21 protein-coding genes are annotated in these 25,609 nt (G+C 63.6%); 13 read left to right on the top strand and 8 right to left on the bottom strand.

Going from position 1 to position 25,609, the window contains the following annotated elements; genetic code table 11:
- Positions 1-103: 103 nt before the first annotated feature.
- A complete protein-coding gene (locus THIMADRAFT_RS15380; protein WP_007193990.1) occupies positions 104-979 on the top strand; it encodes a CPBP family intramembrane glutamic endopeptidase in 876 nt (291 codons plus the stop codon).
- Positions 980-1,022: 43 nt separating this feature from the next.
- On the opposite strand, the gene THIMADRAFT_RS15375 is transcribed toward THIMADRAFT_RS15380, so the two are convergent.
- Positions 1,023-1,433 carry a LytR/AlgR family response regulator transcription factor gene (locus THIMADRAFT_RS15375; RefSeq protein WP_007193989.1) on the bottom strand — a complete coding sequence of 137 codons (411 nt, stop codon included), beginning with the start codon at positions 1,431-1,433 and terminating at the stop codon, positions 1,023-1,025.
- 282 nt (positions 1,434-1,715) lie between these two features.
- On the opposite strand from THIMADRAFT_RS15375, the gene argH reads away from it, so the two are divergent.
- Together argH and THIMADRAFT_RS15365 are read left to right on the top strand one after the other, a co-directional pair.
- Positions 1,716-3,131 (top strand): argininosuccinate lyase, encoded by a 1,416-nt coding sequence (gene argH, locus THIMADRAFT_RS15370; RefSeq protein WP_007193988.1) that lies wholly within the window; start codon positions 1,716-1,718, stop codon positions 3,129-3,131.
- A complete protein-coding gene (locus THIMADRAFT_RS15365; RefSeq protein ID WP_007193987.1) occupies positions 3,121-3,504 on the top strand; it encodes a nucleotide pyrophosphohydrolase in 384 nt (127 codons plus the stop codon). The genes argH and THIMADRAFT_RS15365 overlap by 11 nt, the downstream gene beginning before the upstream one ends.
- Positions 3,505-3,541: 37 nt before the next feature.
- Here the strand turns inward: THIMADRAFT_RS15365 and THIMADRAFT_RS15360 are convergent, their stop codons facing one another.
- A complete protein-coding gene (locus THIMADRAFT_RS15360) occupies positions 3,542-5,863 on the bottom strand; it encodes a hypothetical protein (protein WP_040731720.1) in 2,322 nt (773 codons plus the stop codon).
- Positions 5,864-6,128: 265 nt separating this feature from the next.
- Here THIMADRAFT_RS15360 and THIMADRAFT_RS15355 point away from each other — a divergent pair, with 265 nt between their 5' ends.
- The 4 genes from THIMADRAFT_RS15355 (at position 6,129) to THIMADRAFT_RS15340 (ending at position 9,992) form a co-directional block, all read left to right on the top strand.
- Positions 6,129-7,154: an IS630 family transposase gene (locus THIMADRAFT_RS15355; RefSeq protein WP_007193985.1), complete on the top strand. Its 1,026-nt coding sequence runs from the start codon at positions 6,129-6,131 to the stop codon at positions 7,152-7,154.
- A 227-nt stretch (positions 7,155-7,381) separates the two neighbouring features.
- The gene (locus THIMADRAFT_RS15350; RefSeq protein WP_007193984.1) at positions 7,382-7,822 is read left to right on the top strand and encodes a DUF29 domain-containing protein; all 441 of its coding nucleotides are present in this window, start codon (positions 7,382-7,384) and stop codon (positions 7,820-7,822) included.
- A gap of 89 nt (positions 7,823-7,911) precedes the next feature.
- A complete protein-coding gene (locus THIMADRAFT_RS15345) occupies positions 7,912-9,153 on the top strand; it encodes an IS1096 element passenger TnpR family protein (protein WP_007193983.1) in 1,242 nt (413 codons plus the stop codon).
- Between the two features lie 245 nt (positions 9,154-9,398).
- Complete coding sequence (locus tag THIMADRAFT_RS15340) at positions 9,399-9,992, top strand: Uma2 family endonuclease (RefSeq protein WP_007193982.1); 594 nt, start codon at positions 9,399-9,401, stop codon at positions 9,990-9,992.
- 39 nt (positions 9,993-10,031) lie between these two features.
- Here the strand turns inward: THIMADRAFT_RS15340 and ypfJ are convergent, their stop codons facing one another.
- Positions 10,032-10,982 (bottom strand): KPN_02809 family neutral zinc metallopeptidase, encoded by a 951-nt coding sequence (gene ypfJ, locus THIMADRAFT_RS15335; RefSeq protein WP_007193981.1) that lies wholly within the window; start codon positions 10,980-10,982, stop codon positions 10,032-10,034.
- A gap of 207 nt (positions 10,983-11,189) precedes the next feature.
- Positions 11,190-12,344 (bottom strand): acetylornithine deacetylase, encoded by a 1,155-nt coding sequence (gene argE, locus THIMADRAFT_RS15330; protein WP_007193980.1) that lies wholly within the window; start codon positions 12,342-12,344, stop codon positions 11,190-11,192.
- Positions 12,345-12,756: 412 nt separating this feature from the next.
- Between argE and THIMADRAFT_RS15325 the strand changes: the two genes are divergently transcribed.
- The 6 genes from THIMADRAFT_RS15325 to THIMADRAFT_RS15300 all read left to right on the top strand — a co-directional run bounded on the left by THIMADRAFT_RS15325 (position 12,757) and on the right by THIMADRAFT_RS15300 (position 21,150).
- Positions 12,757-13,821, top strand: coding sequence for a GNAT family N-acetyltransferase/peptidase C39 family protein (locus tag THIMADRAFT_RS15325; RefSeq protein ID WP_007193979.1), 1,065 nt, complete (start codon positions 12,757-12,759; stop codon positions 13,819-13,821).
- A gap of 193 nt (positions 13,822-14,014) precedes the next feature.
- On the top strand, positions 14,015-15,496 hold the full coding sequence (locus THIMADRAFT_RS15320) for a RimK family alpha-L-glutamate ligase (RefSeq protein WP_007193978.1): 1,482 nt from the start codon (positions 14,015-14,017) through the stop codon (positions 15,494-15,496).
- 10 nt (positions 15,497-15,506) lie between these two features.
- Entirely contained in the window at positions 15,507-16,991 is a 1,485-nt protein-coding gene (locus THIMADRAFT_RS24855; RefSeq protein ID WP_007193977.1) for an RsmB/NOP family class I SAM-dependent RNA methyltransferase, read from the top strand.
- Between the two features lie 212 nt (positions 16,992-17,203).
- Positions 17,204-17,914 carry a carboxypeptidase-like regulatory domain-containing protein gene (locus tag THIMADRAFT_RS15310; RefSeq protein WP_007193976.1) on the top strand — a complete coding sequence of 237 codons (711 nt, stop codon included), beginning with the start codon at positions 17,204-17,206 and terminating at the stop codon, positions 17,912-17,914.
- Positions 17,911-19,029, top strand: a complete 1,119-nt coding sequence (lpxD, locus tag THIMADRAFT_RS15305) for a UDP-3-O-(3-hydroxymyristoyl)glucosamine N-acyltransferase (RefSeq protein WP_007193975.1) — start codon at positions 17,911-17,913, stop codon at positions 19,027-19,029. Before THIMADRAFT_RS15310 ends, lpxD begins: the two co-directional genes overlap by 4 nt.
- A gap of 114 nt (positions 19,030-19,143) precedes the next feature.
- Positions 19,144-21,150 (top strand): sodium-translocating pyrophosphatase, encoded by a 2,007-nt coding sequence (locus tag THIMADRAFT_RS15300; protein WP_007193974.1) that lies wholly within the window; start codon positions 19,144-19,146, stop codon positions 21,148-21,150.
- A gap of 54 nt (positions 21,151-21,204) precedes the next feature.
- On the opposite strand, the gene THIMADRAFT_RS15295 is transcribed toward THIMADRAFT_RS15300, so the two are convergent.
- From THIMADRAFT_RS15295 to THIMADRAFT_RS15280, 4 genes are read right to left on the bottom strand one after another with little or no spacing between them, the layout of a single operon-like run.
- Positions 21,205-22,350 (bottom strand): ABC transporter ATP-binding protein, encoded by a 1,146-nt coding sequence (locus THIMADRAFT_RS15295; RefSeq protein ID WP_007193973.1) that lies wholly within the window; start codon positions 22,348-22,350, stop codon positions 21,205-21,207.
- A 13-nt stretch (positions 22,351-22,363) separates the two neighbouring features.
- Complete coding sequence (locus THIMADRAFT_RS15290) at positions 22,364-23,197, bottom strand: carbohydrate ABC transporter permease (protein ID WP_007193972.1); 834 nt, start codon at positions 23,195-23,197, stop codon at positions 22,364-22,366.
- Positions 23,194-24,105, bottom strand: coding sequence for a carbohydrate ABC transporter permease (locus tag THIMADRAFT_RS15285; RefSeq protein WP_007193971.1), 912 nt, complete (start codon positions 24,103-24,105; stop codon positions 23,194-23,196). The genes THIMADRAFT_RS15290 and THIMADRAFT_RS15285 overlap by 4 nt, the downstream gene beginning before the upstream one ends.
- Positions 24,102-25,385, bottom strand: a complete 1,284-nt coding sequence (locus THIMADRAFT_RS15280; protein ID WP_007193970.1) for a sugar ABC transporter substrate-binding protein — start codon at positions 25,383-25,385, stop codon at positions 24,102-24,104. Before THIMADRAFT_RS15280 ends, THIMADRAFT_RS15285 begins: the two co-directional genes overlap by 4 nt.
- Between the last annotated feature and the right edge of the window lie 224 nt (positions 25,386-25,609).

Genomic DNA, 25,609 nt, shown 5'->3' with positions numbered 1-25,609 from the left:
GCTGCGTGCGGGATTCGATCGGCTGTATCGCCGGTCGGGATCTGTCGGGGCTTGTTCGTGGCGGGATCCTGTCAGTAGACTGGCGGAATTTCCGATCCCGCCGATGCGCCCGACCGCACTCTTTTTCGCCTATCTCTTCGTCTGCCTCCTCCTGGGGGCGCTCCTGACCTATCCCGTGATGTCGACCGGCTGGCTCGACGAAGACCCGCAGCGGATCATGGGGCGCTTGGCGCAGCTCTTTATCCTTCTCGGGCTATGGCCCTTGCTCAAGCGCCTGCAGTTGGCGGATCGGACCGCGTTGGGTTACGGCATTCCAAAGCCGGACTTCCGACGGGCGCTCGCGCTCGGCTGGGTCGAAGGGGTGGCGATCCTCGCGGTGCTCGCGTTGGTGCTCGTCGCGCTGGAGATCCGCGTGCCCGACGCGGAGCTGGAGCTCTGGCCCTATCTGGCGAAAAAGGCACTCCAAGCCCTGATCGGCGGGCTGTTGATCGGCGTTCTGGAGGAGACCTTCTTCCGCGGTGCGCTCTACACGGCGATCCGTCGTCGCGACGGCGTGAACTCGGCCGTGATATGGAGCGCATTTCTCTACATGCTGGTCCACTTCATGAAGCCGAGCGCCTTGCCCGAGGGTATGCTCTTCGATTGGGCGGGTGCATGGCAGATGTTCGGCGCCGTCTTCATCGACGTCTTCCAATGGAAACATCTAAGCTCGATGGCTGCGCTTTTTATGGTCGGGGTCTTTCTCGCCCTGGTGCGCGAGCGCACCGGGCATATTGCATGGGGAATCGGGCTGCACGCCGGTTGGGTCTTCGTGATTCAGGTCACGCGACGGGTGACCGACGGCAACCCCGATGCCCCGGCCGCCTTTTTGGTCGGCAGCTACGACGGCGTCATCGGCTGGTTGGCTGCGGTTTGGATCGGCTTGCTGGCGGCTCTCTATTGGGGGTGGACGCGGCGCTCCCAGCCCGATGGGGTCTGAGTCGAGCGACCGGAAGTGGCCGTCATTCGAGCATTCACGGAATTCAGTCGTCTCCCCGCATCCAGCGCCGAACCTCGGGCAGATGCCTGCGGCTGATCGGGAGCTGCTCCGCACAATCGCGTAGCTGTATGACGGAGCCTCCGTCCGAGCGCTTCTCCAGGCCGCAGACCCGATCACGCGCGACCAGTGCGTTGCGATGAATGCGCAGGAAGAGCTCCGCGAACTCCTGCTCCAATGCGCGCAGCGATTCGTCGATCAAGAGCTCGCCATCGATATGACGTACCGTCACGTATTTGTGCTCGGCGCGCAGATAGATGACATCCTCGATCTCTACCGTCCGCAGCCCGCCTCGGTAATGGGCGCTGATCCGGCGCCGCGGGGCAGTTCGAGACGGATCTTGATCGAGCGGCTGTTCGCCTGCCTGTGCTGCATCGTCGACGACCGGGATGTTCATAACCTTTTCCATGGATTAGGTCAGGACCAGCTTGACAATGGTGCTTCTTCGGTCGAACAGAAAGCGCTCGGGACCGGCGAGACGCATCTTCAGGCCGACTTTCCACCAAAGCGGATGTTCGGCTTAAAGATAGCCTACGACCATTTTACTCGGGATTGATCGGGTACCGACATCGCGTGTTCGGTGTCGGCTGTCTGCTTGACGCGAGAGGCCGGCGCACGATCCATGCACAGCATCGCCAGCGTGTAGAATCTTCGGATCGCTCCCATTCGGATCCCGCAGATGCACCAGCCAAGCTCTTCCGCCAAACCCTGGGCCGGACGCTTCAATGCGCCCACCGACGCCTTCGTCGAGGCCTTCACTGCCTCGGTCGACTTCGATCGGCGGCTCTATCGCTACGACATTCAGGGCTCGATTGCCCATGCCACGATGCTCGCCCGTCGGGGCATCCTCAGCGACACGGAGCGCGATTCCATCGTCGCCGGGCTGGAATCGGTACGCGAGCGTATCGATGCCGGGACATTCGAGTGGTCGATCCCGCTCGAGGACGTCCACATGAACGTGGAGTCCGCCCTGACCGAGCTGATCGGCGATGCGGGCAAGAAGCTGCACACCGGGCGCTCACGCAACGATCAGGTGGCGACCGACGTTCGTCTGTGGCTGCGCGAGGAGATCGATCGAATCCGCACGGCCATAGCACGGCTTCAGTCGGCCTTGGTGGATCTGGCCGAGCGCGAGGCCGAGACCATCATGCCCGGCTTCACCCATCTACAGGTCGCACAACCCGTGACCTTCGGCCATCACATGCTGGCCTGGTTCGAGATGCTGGAGCGCGATCGCGGGCGCCTCGCCGATTGTCGGCGGCGCATGAACGTCATGCCGCTCGGAGCCGCGGCGCTGGCCGGCACCACCTATCCGATCGATCGGGCCTACACCGCCGAGCTGCTCGGCTTCGATCGGCCGGCGGAGAACTCGCTCGATGCCGTGTCGGATCGGGATTTCGCGATCGAATTCACCGCCGCCGCGGCCATCCTCATGATGCACCTGTCGCGCTTCTCCGAGGAGCTGATCCTCTGGTCGTCGAGTCAGTTCGGCTTCGTCGAGCTGTCGGACAGCTTCTGTACCGGCTCATCCATCATGCCGCAGAAGAAGAACCCGGACGTGCCCGAGCTGGTCCGCGGCAAGAGCGGGCGCATCTTCGGACACCTGATGGGACTGCTGACCCTCATGAAAGGCCAGCCCTTGGCCTACAACAAGGACAACCAAGAGGACAAGGAGCCCCTGTTCGACACCGTCGATAACCTCAAGGGCTCGCTCAAGGTCTATGCCGAGATGATGTGCGAGGTCGCCTGCAACCGCGAGCGGATGCGCTCGGCCGCCGCCCAGGGCTTCAGCACCGCGACCGATCTCGCCGACTATCTGGTGCGCAAGGGTATCCCCTTCCGCGATGCCCACGAGATCGTCGGCAAGGCGGTCGGGCTCGGCGTGCGCGAGGGTCGGGATCTTGCCGAGCTGACGCTGGACGAGCTGCGCGGATTCTCCCCCGCGATCGAGGACGACGTCTTCGCCGTGCTGACCCTGGAAGGCTCGGTCGCCGCGCGCGATCATCTCGGCGGCACCGCCCCGGCCCAAGTGCGCGCGGCGATCGGACGAGCGCGCGCCCGCTTGGCCGACGCAGGAGTCCCGGATGCCGGATAGCCTGGAGCGGCTCAACGCACGGGTGCTCGCGTTCGCCCGCGAGCGCGACTGGGAACAATTCCACTCGCCCAAGAACCTCGCCATGGCCCTTGCAGGGGAGGCCGGCGAGCTGCTCGAACATTTTCAATGGCTGACCGAGCAACAGAGCGCCGCACTGGACCCGGAGAAAAAGCGGCAGGTGGCGCACGAACTGGCCGACATTCTCATCTATCTGGTGCGCTTGTCCAAACGCCTGGACATCGATCTGCTCGCCGCCGCCGACGAGAAGATCGCCATCAACGCAGTGCGCTATCCGGCTGAGAAGGTGCGCGGGGATGCGCGGCGGGCGAGCGAGTACGGCAACGAGGATGGACTCCCGGAGGGGTCCGCTTGATGGCGCATGGCCTTTATGTTCGATCCTGGGTGTTGGGCTATTCTCCCGACAGCGGGAGGTCCGGTCGTGCGATAAACAAACCGTTGCTGCACCCGAAATGCCGCAAGAAGGGTACCGGGTGATAGGTCATGGAAATAGTCGACGGACCCGCAGGGAGGGTTACGGCCCGAAACAGATCGGCGAACGGCTCAATCGGCGTTGGCGTGCCGTTGACGCAGGCAAACCAACCCGGCGCATACACTTCGCCGATCACCAATGTCGTCTCCACCGGTGATCGACACTTGATCGTGAGACGCGTATTGCAGAACTCCTCGACTTCGCAGGGCGCGGATTCCAGCCCGTCGATCGAGGCCGAGTCGGACACAGCGAGCCAACGTGACGCGCCTGGTCGCTCCCACACCTCGTATCGGTCATCGGAGAAGAGCTTTCTGGCGCCTCCGCTGGCGAGTTCGTCCCGATATCGCCGGGCCTGCTCCGACGCAGGCGAAGGGTCTTTCTCGGACGCTTGAGCCCACTTGGTCATAAAAGCGACGTAGCGGAGTCCAAGGACGTCGAAACGTTGGTCAAGGGGGCCTTCCGAGCCATCGACAAAGGTACGTGGTTCGTTGAAGGTTACAAAAGACCCGATCTGTTCGGCATAGCGTCTTAACTGAATTGGGTTGTATCCTTGCGTATTGTACCATCGAGCGACGCTCGAATGGCCCATGGATTCACCGCCGCCGATGATCTCGACACGCGCCCAAGGTGCCGTATTCGATTGCAGCCAAGCGTCTAGCGAATTCGATTCGGGAGGCTGTGTGTGCTGATAGGCCCTGGCGAGGGCTATTTTTGAATAGCGTTGAGAGAATAAACCACTGTAGCGACCGGCTGCGCCGAGGTCCACGGCGAAGAAGATCCCAGCCACAATCAGGATCCAGAAAGACCGATTCGGACTCGTAAGCTGCTTCTTTATCCACCAGAGCAGGATTGCGAATAAACCGACTCGAACCACCAACCAGCCGTAATTTTCCAAGAGCACGGGCAACGCGTCTTTCGATTGCGCCGCGGCTCCAAGAACGAATGCCAGTAAAGGGATGGATAGAGCTATAGCGAACAGAAGATGTCGACTGCTAGCCGACAATTGGTGTCCTGTGTCGCCGCATGGAAGCGCTGTAGATCGAGCAGTTTCCCGCCCGATCACCAACAAACCCAACGCGAAAAGGAGGTTCAGAAGATAAGCGGCGTCGACCGGTCGTCTAAAGAAATCAAAGCCGGGAATATGATTAAACAAGAACGGATAAAGGGGTGTTTTGACACCCAAGGAAAAGAGCACGAAGAATAGCAGAAGCGTAAGCCATGTCAGAACGGCCGTGGTCCTCCAACGCATGCAGCTGAAGAACGCCAGCAGATACAGTGAAATTGGAATAATTCCGATATATAAAAAATCCTGCGTGATATCCGTGACGCTCCAGATCTTGCCGTTTAAATTTCCGAACAATGCAGGGAAAAATAGGCTCGCAAACACTATTGGTGAAAAAGACGGGTGCGCGGAGTCAGTTAGCGTGAAATCGCTCCGTGTCGACAGGGCGATGATCTCGATGATCGCTGAGTAAACAGGCGCGAGAAGCGCAAGGGATACAGATGCGGCGACGCCGTACATTGCAGCGAGGCGCAGCCGGTTTTCGGATCGCGCAACCGTCAACACTGCGAACACGGCCAACAGAAGTCCGCCGAGGAAAACAACTTGATTGGCGTTGGCAGCCCAAATCGCCCCCGATAGCCCGAGTAGCATTGCACGCCCGATCGCGGGCTTGGATTCAAGCATCAATAAGAGCCAGAGCAAGACCGGCAACAAGCCGTAGGCGATTATCTGAGGCACATGCTGGAGTCGACTGGTCGCCACTCCACCCAGCATGAAGACCAAAGCCGCCGAGAGAAGCCAGACCCTCGGAACGCCGCGCGACGAGCCGATCGCGTAGATTGCCAACCCGCCGATGAAGGGATGGACCAAGGTGACCAGGTCGAACGCTTGCAACGTGTATCCCGGCCCAAGAAGCGTCCCCACGAGCGTATGCAGAGTGAAGAGCATGTTTTGTGGATCACCCAGAACCGGAAGGCCGGAGTATTGGTAAGGGTTCCACCAAGGCCAGTCGCCGTGCCGAATCGAGTCGACTACGAAACGGGATTGTGGATAGAACTCACCGACCGAGTCGTAGGGGATGAAGTGATCGCCGAGGACCCAGGGCAGGGATGCCAAAAGCCAGGCGAGGGTGAGCAGCAGGAGATCTTGATTGGCAACCGGCGGACCAAATAAGCCGTTCCCTCGAGCCGTCTCTATTGTCCAAAACGGCACCATCACTCTACCCTCATCGAGATTCATCTTGATCGCCGCCGTCCCTGGGGTTACAGGCTACGGCGCGGCCGATGCTCAGCCGAACGTAATACACCAAAAGCTGCGCTCGGGTGCGCCATCGCGCTTTCGATCAGTCAGGCCGTTGTTGTCAAGTTCATTGTGCGAATCCCCGAGGCCGCGAAAAAGGAAGCTCGTCGGGTAGCGGGTTGACCGGTATGCTATACCGGTCTCATCTGAGTTTTTCTCTCAGGAGTCTAGCGCAAGATCCTGAAGCTTCGCTATCATTGCCGCCATGGTCGACTACACCCTTACATCGGACGAACTGACGCAGTTGCGGGCCGCACACCGGCGCACGCGCGACCAGCGCGAGGCCGATCGCATCAAAGCCGTCATCCTCCTCGCCTCCGGCTGGCGAGCCGAGGACATTGCCGAGGCCCTGCTGGTCGACCCCAATACGGTGCGCACTCACTTCAAGCGCTATCGCGCCGGTGGACTGGACGCGTTGCTCAAGGTCGAGTATCGCGGCAGCGATGTCCTGTTGAGCGACGCGCAACTCGATCGGCTCGATCTGCATCTTCAGGAACACCTCTACCTCTCGGCCAACGACATCGCGGCGTGGGTCGAAGCCGAGTTCAAGGTCAGCTACACCCCCAGCGGCATGACGGCCTTGCTGCATCGCCTCGGGTTCGTCTACAAGAAGCCAAAGCTCGTCCCCGGCAAGGCCGACCCGCAGGCCCAGCGCTCGTTTCTCGCCAAGTACGAAGAACTGAAGAAAAACAAAGGCCCGAACGACGTCATCGTGTTCATGGATGCCGTGCATCTACAGCACAATCCGGTGCTGGGCTACGGCTGGATCAAGCGCGGCAAAGACCACGAGGTGCGTTCCAACAGCGGGCGGCAGCGCCTCAACATCAACGGCGCCATCGACTTGGAGCGGATGGAGCCGGTGGTGCGCTACGATGACACCATCAACGCCGACTCAACCATCGCACTGTTCGATCAGCTGCTGTTGGCCTATGCCTACGCCGCGTGCATTTACGTGATCTGCGACAACGCGCGCTATTACCGATCGAAAGCCGTCCAGGCGTACCTCGAGGATTCGCGCATCAAGCTGGTGTTTCTTCCTCCGTATGCCCCGAATTTGAATCCGATCGAGCGATTATGGAAGCTCTTCAAGAAAACGACGCTCTATAATCGCTATTATGAATCGTTCGGCGATTTTCGGAGCGCTTGCGAAGCGTTCTTCGACAACTCGCATCTGTATCGTGATCAGATGCGCTCGTTGTTGACCGAGAACTTCGCGATTGTCGGCGAGTGAAAGTGCCGAAACTCGCGCATTTGCTGAGTATATAGACAGATCGCAATTCGGGTTAGGCTTCGCGGCGGAGGCTCGGGGCCATCAGCCGGACCGTCGTGGCCATGGCCGAACAGAGCCGCTAGACTGGACGCTTAACGTGCGACACCCGCTGGCTTCTCGCTCGAAAGGCCGGCGAAGGCGGCTTACGCTGCAACCCACACCCACCCACGGCCGCCGAGGGAACGTTCATGCCTGCCATGACCAGTCTTTATCGCGACGACTTCTGCGCCTGGATCGAGGCGCAAGCGGCCCTGCTGCTGCAAGGGCGGTTGCAGGACATCGATACCGATCTGCTTGCCGAGGAGCTTGAGGCCATGGGACGCAGAGAGCGCTACGAGCTGGTCAGCCGGCTGATAGTCCTCATCGCCCACCTGCTGAAGTGGCGGTATCAAGCCACGAAGCGCTCGGCAAGCCGGCGCGGATCGATCGTCGAGCAGCGGGTCCAGATCGCGCGCGAGATCCGGCTGAGCCCCAGCCTTAAGCCATTCGTGCCCGAAGCGATCCAGGAGGCATACCCGGATGCGCTCCGCATCGCGACCCGGGAAACGGGTATCGATGCGAGCCTGTTTCTAACGGTCTGTCCTTTCAGCGAGGCGGATCTGTTTGATGACGACTATTGGCCGGAATAGCGACAAGGTAACCGGATTCGTTAAGACCAATAGACTTACCGCTCATTCGGTCAGGGATTGAGCGGGACGTCTCTACCGACGGCCTTCACATGAGCACGCTTTCACTCGACAGTCACACCTTCGATCCACGCGCGGCCGGCACCCTGTTGGCGGATTTCGATCGTCTGCTGGAGCTGATCGGCGATCGGGGACTCGCGCTGTCGCCGAAGCACGCCTTTGCCTCGACCTCGCTGGAGGCGATCAACCAGGGTCTCGCCAAACCGGTCAGGCTGGGGCTGAAGCGCACCATGCAGAAGTCTTACCCTGTCATCGGCGGGCTCTATCTCCTGTTGCGCGCCAGCGGCCTGGGCCAGATCGATGCCGTCGCTAAACCGCCACGTCTGGTTCTTGATCCGGCGATGCTGAACGCCTGGTCGGCGCTCAACGATACCGAACGCTACTTCGCCTTACTCAAGGCCTGGTGGGGGCGCGGGAATAACGCCATGATCGGCGAACGGATAAGTTGGAGCGGCGATCTGGCGGCTCAAGTCATCGACTTCGCCAAACAGTGTCTGACCAGGGGCTGTCCGCACATCGAGCACCCGGATGCGATCATCAGCCTGAAATATCGCCCCGGCCTCGTCAATCTAGCCCTTTTTGAGCTCTTCGGGCTGTTCGAGATCCAGGTGATGCCCCCGGAAGAGGGGCAAGGATGGCGTCCCGGCGCGATCACCCTGCTCCCTTGGGGCCGGACCCTGCTGAGTTCGGTCTTGGACGCCCGACATCAGGCGAGCACGACCGAGGTCGCGGCCCTCGCAGCGGAGCTGAGTCTCGATTGGGTGTTCGATCCGAGTGCTGCATTCGAGGACTGGAGCCGCTCCATCCGTCCCGCGCTGCCGGAATGGCGACATGATCTCGAGTCCCCTGAAGCCGACTTTCAGCCGGGAGCGCACCAGTTCAAGGTGTCGCTCGGAGCGCCCTGCTGGCGGCGGATCCGCTGCGGAGGCGAGACCGACCTTGCCGCGCTGGCCTCGACGATTCTGACCGCGTTCGATTTCGATGAAGACCATCTGTATCGCTTCAGCTATCAGGACCGTTACGGCCAGACGGTCGAGATCGACCACGCCGATCTTGAGGGAGAGACGGACAACGCGGTGGCCGACGAGGTGCGTATCGGCGAGCTCTCGCTGACCGAGGGCCAGCGCATCGAGTTCCTGTTCGACTTCGGCGATGCCTGGACATTCGAAATCGTCGCCGAGCGCCCCGAGGCCGGATTCTTACCTCCGGCACCGCTCATCCTGGAAAGCCATGGCGAGGCACCGGCGCAATACGGGGAGGAATGGGACGAATAACCTAAACCGCGTCCAGAGCGACAAGCGCATTTTCGAGTGAGATCGACATTTGGTGCATCAACGATCCTTAGCGCGGACGCGGTTTCGAATGATATATCTTTTAATGTTTTAAACCGCGCCGACTCCAGCGGTCGTGAAGTTTGCCGGGGCCGATCCCATCCCGAAAACATCGCATATCGCACCGAGCGTGGTTTAAACGGCAGTTGCTCTATACTTTTTCGGACGTCTTCCAATCGGTATCCGCCATGACTCTTCTCCAACCCGATCATCGGCACTCGACCTACGCGGACTATTTAAGCTGGCCCGATGACGTGCGCTATGAGCTGATCGACGGCGTCGCCTACCTGATGTCGCCGGCACCGACGCTCGATCATCAGGATGTGGTCGGCGAGATCTACTACCAGCTCCGGCAGGCACTCGGGGACCAACCCTGCCGCGCCTACGTCTCCCCCGTGGATGTGCGGGTTCCCCGTGCCGACGAGGATGACGCGGAGATCGACACGGTTGTCCAGCCTGACGTGCTGGTGATCTGCGATCGGGCGAAGACCGATCGCCGCGGGGTGCGGGGCGGTCCGGATTTCGTGGTGGAGGTGCTCTCGCCGGGCACCGCGGGCCATGACCATGTGCGAAAGCGCCAGGTCTACGAGCGCGCCGGCGTACGCGAATACTGGCTGGTGCACCCGGTCGACCGCACCCTTACCGTCTATCGGCTGGAGCAGGGCCGGTTCGGCGGGGCTGCGGTGACGGAGCTGGCGGGAGAAACCCCGGTCGGCGTCTTGCCGGGCGTGGTCATCGCCTGGGATGCGCTGGTCGGGCGCCTCGCGTCGCCGGAGGGCTGAGAGGCTGCAAAGACGCCCTGGCGTGCAGCCTCGATCGGTTCAAAGGGTTTTGGCCGAAAAGGTATCGCACGCAGAAGGCTCGCCCTCGACCAGACCGCGTTTGAACCAACGCACCCGTTGCGCGGAGCTGCCGTGGGTGAAGCTGTCGGGGGTGACATACCCGCGGCTTCGGCGTTGCAGACGATCGTCGCCGATGGCGGAGGCGGCGTTCAGGCCCTCCTCCACGTCTCCCGATTCCAGAATGCTCCGCGCCTTTTCCGCGCGGTTGGCCCAGACCCCGGCGAAGCAGTCGGCCTGCAGCTCAAGACGCACCGAAAGCTGATTGGCCTCTTCCCGACCGGCCCCACGCCGCGACCTCTCGACCTGCTCTGAGATGCCGAGCAGATTCTGGACGTGGTGGCCGACCTCGTGCGCGATCACGTAGGCCTGGGCGAAATCGCCGGGTGCACCGAAATCGCGACGAAGCTCGTCGTAGAAGGCCAGGTCGATGTAGACCCGCTGATCGGCCGGACAGTAAAAGGGGCCCATGGCGGCCTCGCCCAAACCGCAGGCCGAGCGGGTCATGCCCGAGAAGAGCACCAGAGTCGGCTCTCGATACTGCTCGCCGCCGGCCTTGAAGATCGCGCCCCAGGTGTCTTCGGTGTCTGCCAGGACCACCGAGACGAAGTCGGCGAGCTCGTCCTCGACGGCCGGGGTCGGGAGCCTGATCTCGGGTTGACCGGCACCGAATGGATCCCCGTAGGGCGCTTGGCCGCTCGGCGCACGAGAGGTCTCCTGAATCGGCCCCAAACCTCCTTGGGTCAGGAGAAGGCTCGGATCCACGCCTAGAAGCAACAAGACGACCACCAGGATCAGACCTCCGAGCCCGCCGCCGATTCCGACACGGCGTCCCACGCCGAGGGGGCGCCGTCCGCCCAACGGACTGTCGCCGACCCCGCCGCTGCGGCGGTCCTCCACATTTTCGCTACGCCTGCCGGTCTTCCAACGCATGGGCTTTCCTCAGATGCCTAAGCCGCGTCCAGAGCCAGATGCTTGTTTTCGAGTAAGCTCGACGTTTGGTGTCTCCACAACCATTAGCGGGGACGCGGATTGAAATGATATCAACTTTAATATCTTAAACCGCGCCGGCTCCGACGGTCGTCAAACCTGCCGGGGCCGATCCCATCCAAGAACATCGCATAGCGCGCCGGGCGCGGTTTAACGCAAACAGAAACGCTGGATCAGGGCACGCAACAGCTTGAGCGTCGGTCTGATCCGATCCAGCTCCAGATATTCGTCCGGTTGATGGGCCTGCGCAATATCGCCCGGGCCGAGGACAATGGTCTCCATCCCGAGCTGATTGAGGAACGGCGCCTCGGTCCCGAAATTCACCGCCTCGGCGGTGTGACCGGTCAAGCCCTCCGCGACACGCACGATCGCCGAGCCGGCAGGCGTCTCCGCCGGCGGGATGGCCTCGAACAAGGGCTCGACGAACCAGTCGAGCCCGCGTCGGTCGGCGACGGTCGCAACCCGGCGGCTCAGCTCGGCGCGCACGTCGGTCGCGCTCAGGCCGGGCAGGAGACGCATGTCGACGTGCAGCTCGCACTCGCCGCAGATCCGATTGGGGTTGTCGCCGCCGTGGATGTGGCCGAGGTTCAGTGTCGGATGCGGGATCCTGAAGTCCGGGTGTCGGTGGTTGTCGGCAAGCTCCGAGCGCCAAGCCATCAGGGCACCCATGACCTCGTACATGCCGTCCAAGGCGTTGTTGCCGAGGGCGGGGTCGCTCGCGTGGCCGCTGCGACCGACCAACCGAATCGACTCCCCCATGACCCCTTTGTGCAGACGCACCGGCCGCAGCCCGGTCGGCTCCCCGATCACCGCGTAGCGCCCGAGCGGTCGTCCGGCCTCGACCAGGGCGCGGGCACCGTGCATCGCGGACTCCTCGTCCGCCGTGGCCAGGATCATCAATGGCTGGGCGAGATCGGTCGCGGTCAAGCCGCGTGCGGCCTCGATCGCCAGCGCCAGGAAGGACTTCATGTCGGACGTACCGAGCCCGTAGAGGCGCCCGTCCGTTTCGGTCAGCTTGAGCGGATCGTGGGTCCAGAGATGGGCGTCGAACGGAACCGTATCCGTGTGTCCCGACAGCACCAGACCGCCGGGCCCGCTGCCGAGCGTGGCCAGCAGGTTGGCCTTGTCCGGTTGTCCGGGAAGCACGAGGATCTCGACCCGGAAGCCGGCCGACTCCAACCAGGAGGCCAGCAGGTCGATCACCGCCCGGTTGCTGTGGTCGAAGGCGGGCGTAACGCTGCTGACCGACAGGGTGCCGATCAGGCCTTCGAGCATGGTGGTCAGGGTCGGCGCCTGGCTGGACATGAGGTGCTCCGCTGAGTGGCGACGCTCGAGGTGATCGGGATCGTCGCCCAATAAAGTGAATTTGGATTCGCTCCGCTGGTCACGGTCCAGGGGCACGCGTGCATGCGCTCGGGTCCTGCGGCGCTGGGCACGGCGGCTTCGCGCCGCCCGGCTTCCGAGGCGATGTCCGGAAGTCATCCCGATTGTGCATGCCTCCAGATTTCGGTAGGGACGACTTCAGTCGCCCCTACCGAAATCTGGAGGGCGGTCGACGCCTTGCATTTTTCTGCGCGACCTGTAGATTTCGCCGACTCTATCCCGCCTTCGCGGCTCCCGCCAGTCCCCACACCGATACCGAATCCCCGTGTCCACCCACACGCTCAGCGACACTGCGCCCCCGCCTGTACGCCTGCGTCCTGCGGCGCTTGCCGACATGGGTGCGTTGCTTCGGCTCGAGGCTGCAAGCTTTCAGAGCGACCGCCTGACCCGTCGCCAGTTCCGCTACATGTTGACCCGTGCGCAGGCGCGCACACTGGTTGCCGAGGATGCAGGAGGCGATCTGCTGGGCTACGTCATGGTGCTCTTCAGTCGAGCGACCTCGGTGGCGCGGCTCTATTCGATCGCGGTCGCCGCGCGGGCACGGGGCAGGGGAGTCGGTCGCACACTCGTCGAGGCGGCGGAGGTGGCGGCCTGGGAGCAGGAGCGCGCCTACTTGCGTCTCGAGATCCGACGCGACAATCGCGCCTCGCAGGCGTTGTTCGAGCGCGCGGGTTATCGGCGCTTCGGCGTGCTCTCGGATTACTACGAAGACCACATGGAGGCGCTGCGCTACGAGAAGACGCTCTCGCCTGGTCTCAAGCCGGAGCTCAAGCGCGTACCCTTCTACGAGCAGACGCTCGATTTCACCTGCGGCTCTTCGTCGCTGATGATGGCGATGCAGGCGCTGCGTCCGAGCCTCGAGCTCAATCGAACCTTGGAGCTGCGGATCTGGCGCGAGTCCACGACCATCTTCATGACCTCCGGACACGGCGGCTGCGGCCCGTTGGGGCTGGCGCTGTCCGCGCAGTCCCGCGGCTTCGCGGTGGAGGTCTTCGTGAACGATCCGGGCGTGCCGCTTGTCGACTCGGTGCGCAGCCCGGAGAAGAAGGAGGTCATGCGCCTCGTCCACGAGGATATGCTGGCGGAGGCGCAACGCTTGGGTATCCCGGTCCACAAGGGCACGCTCAGCGTCGACGATCTCCAGCAGCGTTGGGATGCTGGCTCGGTGCCGCTGGTCTTGATCAGCTCCTACCGTATCTACCGCGAGAAATTCCCCCATTGGGTCGTGATCACCGGCTTCGACGAGCACTTCGTCTATGTCCACGACCCCTACGTCGACTACGCCAACGGAGAGACCACGCTGGACTCGATCGATATGCCGATTCGCCGCGACGAATTCAGCCGAATGGCCCGCTATGGTCGGGTCGGATTGCAGGCGGTGGTCCTCGTCACCTGCTAAATCGCGTCCGGTGCGACATGCATCGTTCGCGTCTGGATCGGAACGACCCGGCAGCGACCACCGTCGTCACTGACGCGATTTAGGATTTTTATTTTTTGTTCTTTAAATCGCGCCCGGGCCGAGGCGCGTTGGTTGGATCAACCCGGAACCGAAATGCAACGCGACATAGACCCCACGAACGAGCGCGATTTAAATGGCTGAGCACCTGTTGTTGGTGGAGCAGCAAGGCGATTGGAAGGCGGGTTTTCCGCGTCTGCCCGTGGTGACCGCGCGCGACTATCTCGCGGGCGGCGAGCTGGCGTCCAAGCGTGATCTGCGCGTGATCAACCTATGCCGCAGTTACCGCTATCTCTCGGTCGGCTATTACTGCTCCCTGCTCGCCGAGGCGCGTGGTCACAAGGTCATTCCCAGCGTGAGGACCATCCAGGAGCTCTCCAGCCGCGAGCTCTACAGCCTGGCTACCGAGGAGCTGGATGGATTGGTGCAGCGTCTGCTCGGTCGACGCAAGACCTCGGCCTTGGCGCCGACGGCCTACGAGCTGACCATCTGTTTCGGCCAGTGCGACGTGAAGGAGCTGCAACCGCTCGCGCGCGAGATCTTCGAGACCTTCCGCTGCCCGATCCTGCGTGTGGAGTTTCGCCGCCAAGGCACTTGGCGCATCGGGGCCATCAAGGCCCTGCCGTTGGCCGCGGTCGCGTCGGACGGGGAGGGGCCTCTGTTTGCGGCGCTCGAGGGTTACCTCTCTCAGCGTTGGCGCCAGCCGCGTGCACGCCTGTCCTACCGCTACGACCTCGCCGTGCTGCACGACCCGGCCGAGGAGCTGCCGCCCTCCGACGGCAAGGCGCTGCAACGGTTCGTGAAGGCCGGCAAGTCGCTCGGCGTCAACGTCGAGCTGATCCAGCGCAAGGACTACAGCCGGCTTGCCGAGTACGACGCGCTCTTTATCCGCGAGACCACGCGTATCGGTCACCACACCTTCCGCTTCGCCAAGAAGGCCGACAGCGAGGGCATGGTCGTGATCGACGACCCGGACTCGATCCTGCGCTGTACCAACAAGGTCTATCTCGCCGAGCTGCTGGCCGCGCATCGTATCCCGCGGCCCAAGACCCTGGTGTTGCGCAAGGAGAACCTGATGGACGCCGAGGCGCAGATCGGCTATCCGATCGTGCTCAAGATCCCCGAGGGCTCCTTCTCGCGCGGGGTCTTCCGCGCGGAGGATCGCGCCGGGTTGACGCGGATCGCCGGCAAGCTCTTCAAGGAGTCCGATCTGATCCTGGCGCAGGAATATCTCTACACGCCCTTCGATTGGCGCATCGGTATCCTGGGTCGCCAGCCCTTCTATGCCTGCAAGTATCTGATGAGCCGAGATCACTGGCAGATCGTCAAGCACGAGAGCGACGGTCGTCACGAGCAAGGCGGGTTCGAGACCCTGCCGGTCGAGGTCGTCCCGCCCGCGGTGCTGAAGACGGCGCTGAAGGCGGCCGATCTGATCGGCGACGGGCTCTACGGGGTCGATCTCAAGGAGACGCCCGCCGGCCCGGTCGTGATCGAGGTCAACGACAACCCCAGCCTGGATGCAGGTGTGGAAGACAAGGTGCTCGGCGATCAACTCTACGCCCGCTTGATCGGCGAATTCGTGGCGCGACTCGACCGCCGGCGCTCCGGCAAACGCTGACTGGACTCCGATGACTCAAACCACCGAATCGCACCCGCAGGGCGTGCGCCTCCCGCGCGCGAAGGCGACCGCGCTCGTCACGCCCGAGCAGGTCGCCGCCTCGCCCCTGGCCCGCTATCGCACCCTGGTCGACGATTGGGACGCCTTCGCCGCGGCGATCGGCCGCCCGCTGGCGCCCTGCATCTGGGCCAATCCGACCCGGATCTCGGTCGCCGAGCTGGCCGAGCTGTTGGCCGAGCAGGGTTTGGATGCACAGCCGGTACCAGGGCTGCCCGCTGCCTTGCGACTCCCCGAGGAGACCAAGGCCGGCCGCAACTGGTGGTACTGCGCCGGTCTGGCCCACGCTCAGGAGGAGGTCTCGCAGCTGCCCGCGATGCTGATGGACCTGGCACCCGGTCAGCGGGTGTTGGATCTCTGCGCCGCACCCGGCGGCAAGACCGCACAGATTGCCTTCGCCTTGGGCAATCGCGGGACGCTCGTCGCCAACGACATCGCCCACGCGCGCATCAAGGCGCTCCAGGGCAATCTCGACCGGCTCGGTGTGGTGAACGTCACCACGACCTGCTGCGACGGCGCCAACTGGCCGAGTGCGAGCGGTCAGTTCGACCGCATCCTGGTCGATGCACCCTGCTCGAGCGAGGGCACGCTGCGGCGTACGCCGTCCTTGTTGCCGCGGCTGGATCCGGACAGTGCGCTTCGGCTGGGACCGCGTCAGCGCGCCTTGCTGCGCAAGGCGGTGCAGCGCTGCCGCCCGGGCGGGCGTATCCTCTATTCCACCTGCACCTTCGCACCGGAGGAGAACGAGCTGGTGGTGGCCGACATCCTCGCCGAGCACCCCGGTTTGCTGCGCCTGGTGCCGGCATCGATCCCGGGGTTCATCGCGATGCCCGGCGTCACCCGTTGGAACGGCCGCGAGCTTCCGTCCGAGCTGGCGCATTGTCTGCGGATCTGGCCCCACCATCGGGACACCGGCGGCTTCTTCATGGCGATCCTGGAGAAGGATCCCGGCTGCGCCGACGAGCCGACGCCCGAGCCTGCGGGTCTCGACGATACGGATGCCGCCGAGTGGCTCGCCGGCCTCGACGACAAATACGGCCTCGGCGGGGATTACTGGACCCGCTACCGCGCGAATCGCCAAACTCGACGCGGGTTGCACCTGATGGCGGTCGATCATGCGCCGCCTGCGGTTCCCGTGGCCGAGTCGAGCGGTCTGTTTTTCCATCGCACCAACGTGCGACCGCCCAAGCCGAGCACCGGCGGTGCCTTGCTCTTCGGGCGGGATGTTACACGCTTCGGTGTCTCGTTGGATGCCGAGCAGCGCGATCGCTATCTGCGCCGCGAGATCTTCGACCCGACCCCCGAACAACGGGCCGCCACGCCGACGGGGCAGATCATCGTCGACTACCGCGGACATGTCTTGGGTGTGGGCGTGCTGCATCGCTCGGGGGTGATCGAGAGTTTGTTTCCGAGCCGCTGGAGCGGTTGCGCTGCTTAAAACGCGTCTCGATCGTTTAAGGGATGCTGTTGTGTTGGTTGCGCTTGGCCCTGTCCGCTCGGCTTGCAGCGGACGCGTTTTAAGGTGATTTTTGGGAAAGGGTCTACCCATCCGACGTGTTTCGGTTTTTATGAGTCGTTCCTTAAGCCAGGAAATGACCCTATTCCTCGAATCGTCTAAGGTCATTTCATTTTTCGGGAGGTTTTTCAGCGATGCGGCGACGCGACGAGAGGTTCGAGGTTGCGGTGATGTTGGTTTGGCTCGGCTCGGGGGCCGCATCGGCGCAGGAGCAAACCGGGCAAGAGGCGGTGGCCCCGGAGCCGGTCGCTCAGCCGACGGTGGAGTGGGCGATCGCGCCCGAAGGGTCGACGCTGCCGAACGGGACCGTGCTCGAGGAGGGCATGGTGTTGCCTCCGGGAACCGTCCTTCCCGGCGGGGCGATTTTGCCGGGTGCGCCTGTCGCTGCGGACCAAGGCTCGGCTCCGGTCCCTGCAGTCGCTCCGGGCGCGGGGCCCGAGCAGGTCTCGGCGCCGGCGCAGGAGTCGGCGACCGCGCCGCCGGCCGAGCCCTCTACGGAGCGACGCCTTCCCGGTCAGTCGACCCTCGGGGTTCCGCACGTCAGTGGCGGGATCGGCGCATCCGAGCGCGAGGCGATGGAGCAGGTCAAGTCACAATACAACCTGCGGCTCTTGTTCGCCGTCGCGGGCTCCGGGGCCTATTTGTCCAATATCCGCGTTCAGATCCAGGACGCCGCCGGGCCGATCCTGCTCACGACCGTCACCGTCGGGCCTTGGCTGTACGCCAACCTCGCGCCGGGCGACTATGTCCTGACCGTCGAGCATGCCGGGCAGGCGCAAACCCGCAATGTCACGCTTCCGGCAACCGGGGCCGTGGCTGAATCCTTTTACTGGCCCGCACCATGACACTCTCCATTCAAGCCCTCTACGACCGGCTGCACCTCGCCCTCGCTGTTCCCGACGACGCCGAAATCCATGGGGTCAGCACGCTGGAGCAGGCCGGATCCCGGGATCTGTGTTTTGCCGAGGACGCGAGCCAAGCGGATGCCGTTGCGAGCAGCGCGGCCGCGCTGGTCCTGGTGGGCGAGACTTTTCCGGAGGTCGTCGGCAAGCGGCTGCTGCGTGTTGCCGAGCCGCGCAATCTTTTCTTCGAGATTGCGCTTTGGTTCGTGCCGGTCGCGGAGAGCCAGGGCATTCATCCGGCCGCATCGGTGCATCCGACTGCCGACCTCGGGGAGGATGTGGAGGTCGGTGCCGGCGTGGTCATCGATGCGGATGCCCGCATCGGTTCGGGCTCTCGCATCGGTGCCGGCTCCTACTTGGGCGCAGGGGTCGAGGTCGGGGCGGACTGTTTGATCGGGGTCAACGTCAGCATCCTGCGCGACTCGACGCTCGGCGATCGCTGCGTCCTGCATCCGGGTGTTCGGATCGGCGGCGACGGGTTCGGGTTTCGCTGGGACGGGACGGCGCATCGCAAGATCCCGCAGCTCGGGCGGGTCGTGATCGAGGACGACGTCGAGATCGGCTGCAACAGCTGTGTCGACCGGGCAACCCTCGGCACGACGCGAATCGGGCGTGGCACCAAGATCGACAATCTGGTCCAGGTCGCACACAACGTCGGCATCGGTGCCCACAGCATTTTGGTCAGCCAATCCGGCGTCGCGGGCAGCTCGACGCTCGGGCAAGGCGTGGTGGTGGCCGGGCAGGTTGCGATCTCGGATCACGTGACGGTCGGCGACGGCGCACGCATCGGCGGCCAAGCCGGTGTCGTCAAGGATATTCCCGCCGGAGTGGCGGTCTTCGGGACCCCTGCCCGTCCGGTGAAGCAGGCCCTTCGCGAAAGCGCTGCACTCGTTCGCCTGCCTGCGTTGCTCAAGCAGGTCGAGCGTCAGCAGCAGGCGATCGATCGCTTGGAGCGCCGGCTGGCGGACCTGGGCGGCGGCTCCTCGAGCCGGCCCCTGGCCCCATCCTCCGAAGATGTAGTCTCACCCGGCACTGTATCCGGCACCGAGACCGATTAAGATCAATGGTTTGTATGTGACAGCTCAATGACGGTCGAATCGCTTTTCCGCCCGATATTTGCTATAAACCTTGCGGTTTTATCACCAAAACGACCGATAAACTGAGGAGATCCAATGTCTTTCAATGCGTTGATCCCGCTGCTGCTCGGCATTTTCGGGCTTTGGGCGGCCTACTATATTTTCAAGTTGGTTTTGGCCTATCCCGAAGGGGAAGACAAGATCAAAGCGATCGCCGACGAGATCCATCTCGGCGCCATGGTGTTCATGAAGCGCGAGATGATGCTGTTGGGCATCTTCAGCCTCGTGGTTCTCGTGTTGCTGACCTGGTTCTTGGGATGGAAGACGGGGCTGGCCTTCGTGGTCGGTGCTGCTGCGTCGGCAAGTGCCGGTTTCCTGGGAATGTTTTCGGCGACCAAGGCCAACGTGCGCACGACCACGGCGGCACACACGCTCGGTGCGCCCGCGGCATTGACCGTGGCCTTCTACGGCGGTTCGGTCATGGGTCTTTTGGTCGCCTCGCTGGGTCTCATGGGTCTGGGTTTCCTCTATTTGCTCTTCGGCGGTAATCCCGAGGCATCGCATGCGATCCACGGCTTCGGCGTCGGAGCGTCATCGGTCGCACTCTTCTATCGCGTCGGCGGCGGTATCTTCACCAAGAGCGCCGACGTGGGCGCGGACCTGGTCGGCAAAATCGAGGCTGGAATCCCCGAGGACGATCCGCGCAATCCGGGTGTCATCGCGGACAACGTCGGCGACAACGTCGGCGACGTCGCAGGCATGGGCTCGGACATCTTCGAGTCCTACTGCGGCGCGCAGATCGCCACCATCGCGATCGCCGCGACCATGTCGGCCACGACCCTGGCCGTGTTGGGCGCTCAGGCATCGCTGATGTTCTTGCCGCTGGCTCTTGCCTCGGCCGGTTTGCTCTGCTCCATCGCGGGCATCTTTCTCGTCAAGTCCGTCTCGGCCAACAAGCCGGCCACCGCGCTGCGCACGGGCACCATCGGGGCCACCCTGCTCTTCATCGCCGTCTCTTTCCTGGTCGTTTGGATGATCGATGTGTCCAATCACATCTGGTGGTCCGTGCTTGCCGGTGCAGTCGGCGGCATCGTCATCGGCCTGGTGACCGAGTACTACACCTCCGCCGCGCCGGTGCGTCGCATCGCCAAGTCCGGCGAGACGGGCCCGGCAACCGTCATGATCTCTGGCTTGGCGGTCGGCATGCAGTCGGTCGTCATCCCGGTGCTGACCATTGCCTTGATCATCTATGTTTCCAGCCACATGGCCGGTCTTTACGGTGTGGGTATCGCAGCAGTGGGCATGCTGGCCACGGTGGGCATCACCATGGCGATCGATGCCTACGGTCCGGTCGCGGACAACGCCGGCGGGATCGCCGAGATGGGCGGTCTGGGTGCGGAGACCCGCAAGATCACGGACTCGCTCGACGAGCTGGGCAACACCACGGCGGCCATCGGCAAAGGTTTCGCGATCGGTGCCGCTGCACTGGCCGCCCTGACCATCATCGCGGCCTACATCGAGACCCTACATGTTTTGATTCCGGACTTTGCCTTGAGCATGGGTGATCCGGACGTCTTGATGGGTATGCTGATCGGCGGAGCAATTCCCTTCCTGATCGCCGCGATCACGATGACCGCGGTCGGCGACGCGGCTTTCGAGATGATCAACGAGATCCGTCGGCAGTTCCATGAGATCCCGGGCCTACTCGAAGGCACGGCCAAGCCGGATACGGCCCGTTGCGTCGACATCGCCACCACCGCGGCGATCAAGAAGATGATCCTGCCCGGCGTCATCGCGGTGAGCGCACCCGCAGTCGTCGGCTTCGGCATCGGTCCGGAGGCCCTCGGCGGCATGCTCGGCGGCGCCCTGCTCGCCGGCGTCCTGCTTGCTCTCATGATGGCGAATGCCGGCGGTGCCTGGGACAACGCCAAGAAGTTCGTCGAGAAGGGCAATCTCGGCGGCAAGGGTTCGACCGTGCATTCGGCCACCGTTGTCGGCGATACCGTCGGTGATCCCTTCAAGGACACCTCCGGCCCCTCGATGAACATCCTCATCAACGTTATGGCCATCGTGAGTCTGACGATCGCGCCGCTGTTGGGCTGATCGCCCCACCTCGGAAAGCGCATCGACAGGGGCCGAAAGGCCCCTTTTTCTTGCTCAGCGAATCGCCTCGCCGTCGAGCGCGAAGAAATAGAGATCCGCGGGATCGAGTTGGAGACGGACGGCGTCGCCGGGACGGCTCGGGTGGTGGCCGCGCAGCGCCGCGATCAGAGCGGGCGGCTCGCCATGCGGCACTCGACGGGGCGCGTCGGCGGCGACCGTGGTTAGAGGTGAATCCAAGTGCAGAAGGGTTTCGTGTCCCAAGGACTCGGCGGTCCGCACGGTCGCGGTCAGTGCGCTCGTCGCGCCTGCTTCCGCCAAACAGATGTCCTCCGGGCGAATGCCGATCAGCACGTCCTCGCCGGTCCGGTCGGCGAGGCCGGGCTGATCGGCCAGCGCCTGTGCGGTTAGGGTCAGGCGAACATCGCCCAAGCGCACGCACAGCCCGCCGTTGGATGAATCCAAGGGCGCACGCACGAGGTTCATCCCCGGGGTGCCGATGAATCCGGCCACGAAGCTGTTCGACGGTCGTTGATAGATCTCCCAAGGCGGCGCTACCTGCTGTAATCGCCCCCCTCGCATCACGGCGACCCGCTGCCCCAGGGTCATTGCCTCGACCTGGTCGTGAGTCACGTAGATGGTCGTGACCCCGAGCCGCGCCTGGAGTGCGGCGATCTCGGTGCGGATCTGCACCCTCAGCCGGGCGTCGAGGTTGGAGAGCGGCTCGTCCATCAGGAAGGCATCGGCTTCGCGAGCAATGGCCCGGCCCATGGCCACCCGTTGGCGTTGGCCGCCCGAGAGCGCCTTGGGTCGGCGATCGAGCAAGGCATCGAGGTCGAGCATCGCCGCGGTTTCGCGCACCCGGCGGTCGATCTCGGTGCGCGACAGCCCCTTCATCTTCAAGGGAAACTCAAGGTTGCCCCGCACCGTCAGATGCGGATAGAGGGCATAATTCTGGAACACCATCGAGAGGTTGCGCCGCTGCGGCAATAGGTCGTTGACGACCCTCCCGTCAATGCGAATCTCGCCGCCGCTGAGGTCTTCCAATCCCGCCAACATGCGCAGCACGGTGGATTTGCCGCACCCCGACGGTCCAACCAGCACCAGCAGCTCCCCGTCGCCGACCTCCAGATCGAGTCCGTCGATGACGCGGGTACCGTCGGGGTAGGTCTTGCTGACGTGCTCGAAGCTGATCGAAGCCATGAATGTTCCCGGGTTAACCCTTGATGGCGGACGAGGCCACGCCGCGGACGAACCACCGCTGAAACATCAGGAAGACCGCCAGCACGGGCATGACCATCAGGGTTCCGAACGCCAGGATATCCCCCCATTGCAGCGGCGGGAGGGTGTAGAAGCTCGCGATGGCGACCGGTAGGGGGCGCACCTCGGGCACGATGGTCACCAGCAACGGCCACAGATAGGAGCCCCACCAGGTGAGGAAGCTCAGGATCGCCACACTGGCGAAGGCCGGCTTCGAATTGGGGACGATGACGGCGAAGAAGATCCGCAGGGTGGATGCCCCGTCGAGGCTGGCGGCCTCTTCCAGCTCCCGCGGCAGGCCGATGAAGAAGGAATAAAACAGATAGATGGAGAAGGCGTTGGCGATGAAGGGCAGAATCTGCACGATATAGGTGTCGCGCAGGCCGAGGATGGAGGCGCCGTAGAAGAGGGGCACGGCGATCGCCTCGAAGGGCAAGATCATCAGCGCGAGGACGAGATTGAACAGCAGGTCCCGTCCACGCCATTGCAGGCGTGCGAAGGCGTAGGCTGCGAGCGCATTGACGATCAACCCGGCGGCGACGATGGTGCCGGTGATGAAGACCGAATTGAACAGGAAGCGCAGGAAGTCCGTTCGTTCGAAGACGGCTGCGTAGTTGTCCAGCGAGGCACCGACGGGCAGGAACGCGGCAAGGGTTCCGGCCTCGACCAAGACCCGTTCGTTGGGTTTCAGGCTGCCTGCCAGCATCATCGCCAGCGGGGCGAGAAACAAGAGTGCGAGGCCGGTCAAGGCCAGGTATGAACCCAGTCGGCCAAGGCGAGACGCTTTCATCCGATTTCGCGCTCCTGACGCGCCAGGCGACGCTGCAGCCAGGTGAGCGCCAGCACCAACAGGAAGAAGACTACCGTCATGGCGCTCGCCCGTGCCACTTGCTGGCGGGTGAAGACCGCCTGTACCGCCTCGTAGATGACCGTGGTCGTGGCCCCGTCCGGCCCGCCCCGCGTCATGATCTGAACCTGATCGAACAGACGGAAGGCGAGGATGCTGGTGACGAGCACGACGAAGACGAGTGAGTTTCGCAACTGCGGCAAGGTCACGTGACGGAACTGGCTCCACCGCCCGGCGCCGTCCAGGGCTGCGGCCTCGTAGAGCTCCTCCGGGATCTGTTGCAGACCGGCCAGTAGGATGACCATCTGAAAGCCGGCACCCTGCCAGATCGAGAGGAGCATCAGCGCCGGCATGGCCAGCATCGGGTCGCGCAGGAAATCCCGGGGCTCCCAGGCGCCGAGCGTCACCAGATCGAGGAAGCCGTTCATCATGCCCTCGGGGCCGGGCGCGTAGATCAGGACCCAGACCACCGCCACCAAGGACATGGGAAAGACGACCGGCATGAAGAACAGGGTCCGAAACACGACCGTGCCCCGCAGCCCTCGATTCAGGAGCAGCGCAAGGCCAAGTGCCAGGGCGGTCTGAAGCGGCACGACCGTCGATGCGAACAGGAGATTGTTGCTCAGGGCGCGGAGAAAGTCAGGGTCCGTGAAGATGCGTTCGAACTGTTTGACCCCGACGAACTCCAGGGGCAGCGGCGAGCCGAGTCGCAGGTTGGTGAAGGCTAGCGCCAGTGCGACCAGAAAGGGCGCCAGGATGAACAGGAAAAGGCCCAGCATCGCGGGCCCGGCCAGCAGCAGGCCGACGGCGGTCTGGTCGTTGAGTCGGCGCCGCGCGTTCGGTGCGCTCATCGCACGGTCTCCTCTCGGGCACGTCCGACCAAGGGATAACCTTGATTGTCCTCGATCTCCAAGTCGATCGTTCGAGCCGCATGCCGGAGCGCTGCCTGTACCTCCCCGCCGCTGCGGATCCGGTCGAAGGCCTTTTGAAACTCGGCGGTGATCACGGGATAGGCCGGTGTCGAGGGGCGAGGGACGGCATAGCCGCCGTCCAGTTGCTCCACGAAGAGGTCCAGCGGGCCGCCGGGGCGGTAGCGCGGCGAGCGTGCGACGGCACGGCGTGTCGCGGGCACGGCGCCGTTGGCCGCAGTCATGGCAAGGACCTGGTCCGGTTCCAACAGGAACGCAAGAAAGCGGGCAGCCCCATCCGGGTGTGTGCTGTCGGCGCTCACCGCCCAACACCAGGACCCTTGGCCCGTCTTGGGCCCGTGCCCGAGGTCCGGTAGGGGCAAGAGCAGTAAATCCTCTCCCAGGCGTTCGCTGTATCGAGGGTGGTTCCAGTGCCCTCCGAGGGCCAATGCGACCCGGCGGGTGGCGAAGGCCGCGTCGTCGATGTTGGGATCGACACGGCCTCGGAGGATCCAGGATTGGATGCGCCGCATCGCACCGACGCTGCTCGGGCCGTCGAGTACGCCCTCGGCGCGCGCTGGATCGGTCCGGGCAACGAGGTCGCCTCCGGCAGACTGGATCAGCGGCGTATAGCCGTAGGTGTACCACTCTCCCGCATAGTTCAGCTTGAGATCGAGCACCTGACCGTCCGCGTCGCGGGTCGCGAGGTGTTCCAGAATCTCTTCGAATTCGGCCGCGCCCCAGGGTGCCTTCAGATCGGGGATGCGGATACCTGCCTGTCTCAACTGGACACGATCGGCGAACAGGCCCAGACCGGAATCGAAGGTGCCGACCGCCCAGAGCCGGTCATGATAGCGTCCCTGCTCGAGGATGGACGGCAGCAAGTCGGCCTGAAGGTCAGCGGGCAGCAGACGATCCAGCGGTTGCAGGCGGCCCTGCCAGGCATAGGCGTAGAGGAAGGGGCCGTCGAGCTCGAGCAGATCCGGCAATCCGCCGGCGACTGCCGCGGCCTGAACCTGTGCGTTGTAGCTTCCCTCGGGGATCAGAGTGAGTCGGACCCGACAATCCGTCTCCCGAGCGTTGAACCTTGAGACCTGCTCGATGAGCACGCTGCGCTCGCTCTCCTGGCCGGCATGCGCCCAGACCGTCACGCAGGCGTCCGTCGAGTCCGAGTTGTCATGGCCGCAGGCCGTGAGCAAGATCAACGAGGTGACGAGAAACACGAGATACGGGACGCGGACCCCGAGCGCGTGACGATCTTTGATCCGAAGGTGGTGGCTGTTGCTTGCGATAACCGAGGTCCAGCGAGGCCAAAGACAAGGAGAAGATCGGATTCGGCGTCAGACTTGACCAAAATGCGGTGAGCGTCAACCGCGGGTGCCGTTTGCCCATCTGCCGCCGAACAGGTGCCCGGAGTTCGATACCGACATCCTGATCGACTACCTGA

Source organism: Thiocapsa marina 5811, assembly GCF_000223985.1.
GTDB lineage: Bacteria > Pseudomonadota > Gammaproteobacteria > Chromatiales > Chromatiaceae > Thiocapsa > Thiocapsa marina.
The sequence above is the reverse complement of the archived record's forward strand: the minus strand, read 5'-3'. Positions and strand labels throughout refer to the sequence as shown.

Bases quoted from the DNA above. Each gene is read 5' to 3' on its own strand.
- THIMADRAFT_RS15380 (WP_007193990.1), top strand. From the start codon at position 104: ATGCGCCCGACCGCACTCTTTTTCGCCTATCTCTTCGTCTGCCTCCTC.
- THIMADRAFT_RS15375 (WP_007193989.1), bottom strand. From the start codon at position 1,433: ATGAACATCCCGGTCGTCGACGATGCAGCACAGGCAGGCGAACAGCCG.
- argH (WP_007193988.1), top strand. From the start codon at position 1,716: ATGCACCAGCCAAGCTCTTCCGCCAAACCCTGGGCCGGACGCTTCAAT.
- THIMADRAFT_RS15365 (WP_007193987.1), top strand. From the start codon at position 3,121: ATGCCGGATAGCCTGGAGCGGCTCAACGCACGGGTGCTCGCGTTCGCC.
- THIMADRAFT_RS15360 (WP_040731720.1), bottom strand. From the start codon at position 5,863: ATGAATCTCGATGAGGGTAGAGTGATGGTGCCGTTTTGGACAATAGAG.
- THIMADRAFT_RS15355 (WP_007193985.1), top strand. From the start codon at position 6,129: ATGGTCGACTACACCCTTACATCGGACGAACTGACGCAGTTGCGGGCC.
- THIMADRAFT_RS15350 (WP_007193984.1), top strand. From the start codon at position 7,382: ATGCCTGCCATGACCAGTCTTTATCGCGACGACTTCTGCGCCTGGATC.
- THIMADRAFT_RS15345 (WP_007193983.1), top strand. From the start codon at position 7,912: ATGAGCACGCTTTCACTCGACAGTCACACCTTCGATCCACGCGCGGCC.
- THIMADRAFT_RS15340 (WP_007193982.1), top strand. From the start codon at position 9,399: ATGACTCTTCTCCAACCCGATCATCGGCACTCGACCTACGCGGACTAT.
- ypfJ (WP_007193981.1), bottom strand. From the start codon at position 10,982: ATGCGTTGGAAGACCGGCAGGCGTAGCGAAAATGTGGAGGACCGCCGC.
- argE (WP_007193980.1), bottom strand. From the start codon at position 12,344: ATGTCCAGCCAGGCGCCGACCCTGACCACCATGCTCGAAGGCCTGATC.
- THIMADRAFT_RS15325 (WP_007193979.1), top strand. From the start codon at position 12,757: ATGGGTGCGTTGCTTCGGCTCGAGGCTGCAAGCTTTCAGAGCGACCGC.
- THIMADRAFT_RS15320 (WP_007193978.1), top strand. From the start codon at position 14,015: ATGGCTGAGCACCTGTTGTTGGTGGAGCAGCAAGGCGATTGGAAGGCG.
- THIMADRAFT_RS24855 (WP_007193977.1), top strand. From the start codon at position 15,507: ATGACTCAAACCACCGAATCGCACCCGCAGGGCGTGCGCCTCCCGCGC.
- THIMADRAFT_RS15310 (WP_007193976.1), top strand. From the start codon at position 17,204: ATGCGGCGACGCGACGAGAGGTTCGAGGTTGCGGTGATGTTGGTTTGG.
- lpxD (WP_007193975.1), top strand. From the start codon at position 17,911: ATGACACTCTCCATTCAAGCCCTCTACGACCGGCTGCACCTCGCCCTC.
- THIMADRAFT_RS15300 (WP_007193974.1), top strand. From the start codon at position 19,144: ATGTCTTTCAATGCGTTGATCCCGCTGCTGCTCGGCATTTTCGGGCTT.
- THIMADRAFT_RS15295 (WP_007193973.1), bottom strand. From the start codon at position 22,350: ATGGCTTCGATCAGCTTCGAGCACGTCAGCAAGACCTACCCCGACGGT.
- THIMADRAFT_RS15290 (WP_007193972.1), bottom strand. From the start codon at position 23,197: ATGAAAGCGTCTCGCCTTGGCCGACTGGGTTCATACCTGGCCTTGACC.
- THIMADRAFT_RS15285 (WP_007193971.1), bottom strand. From the start codon at position 24,105: ATGAGCGCACCGAACGCGCGGCGCCGACTCAACGACCAGACCGCCGTC.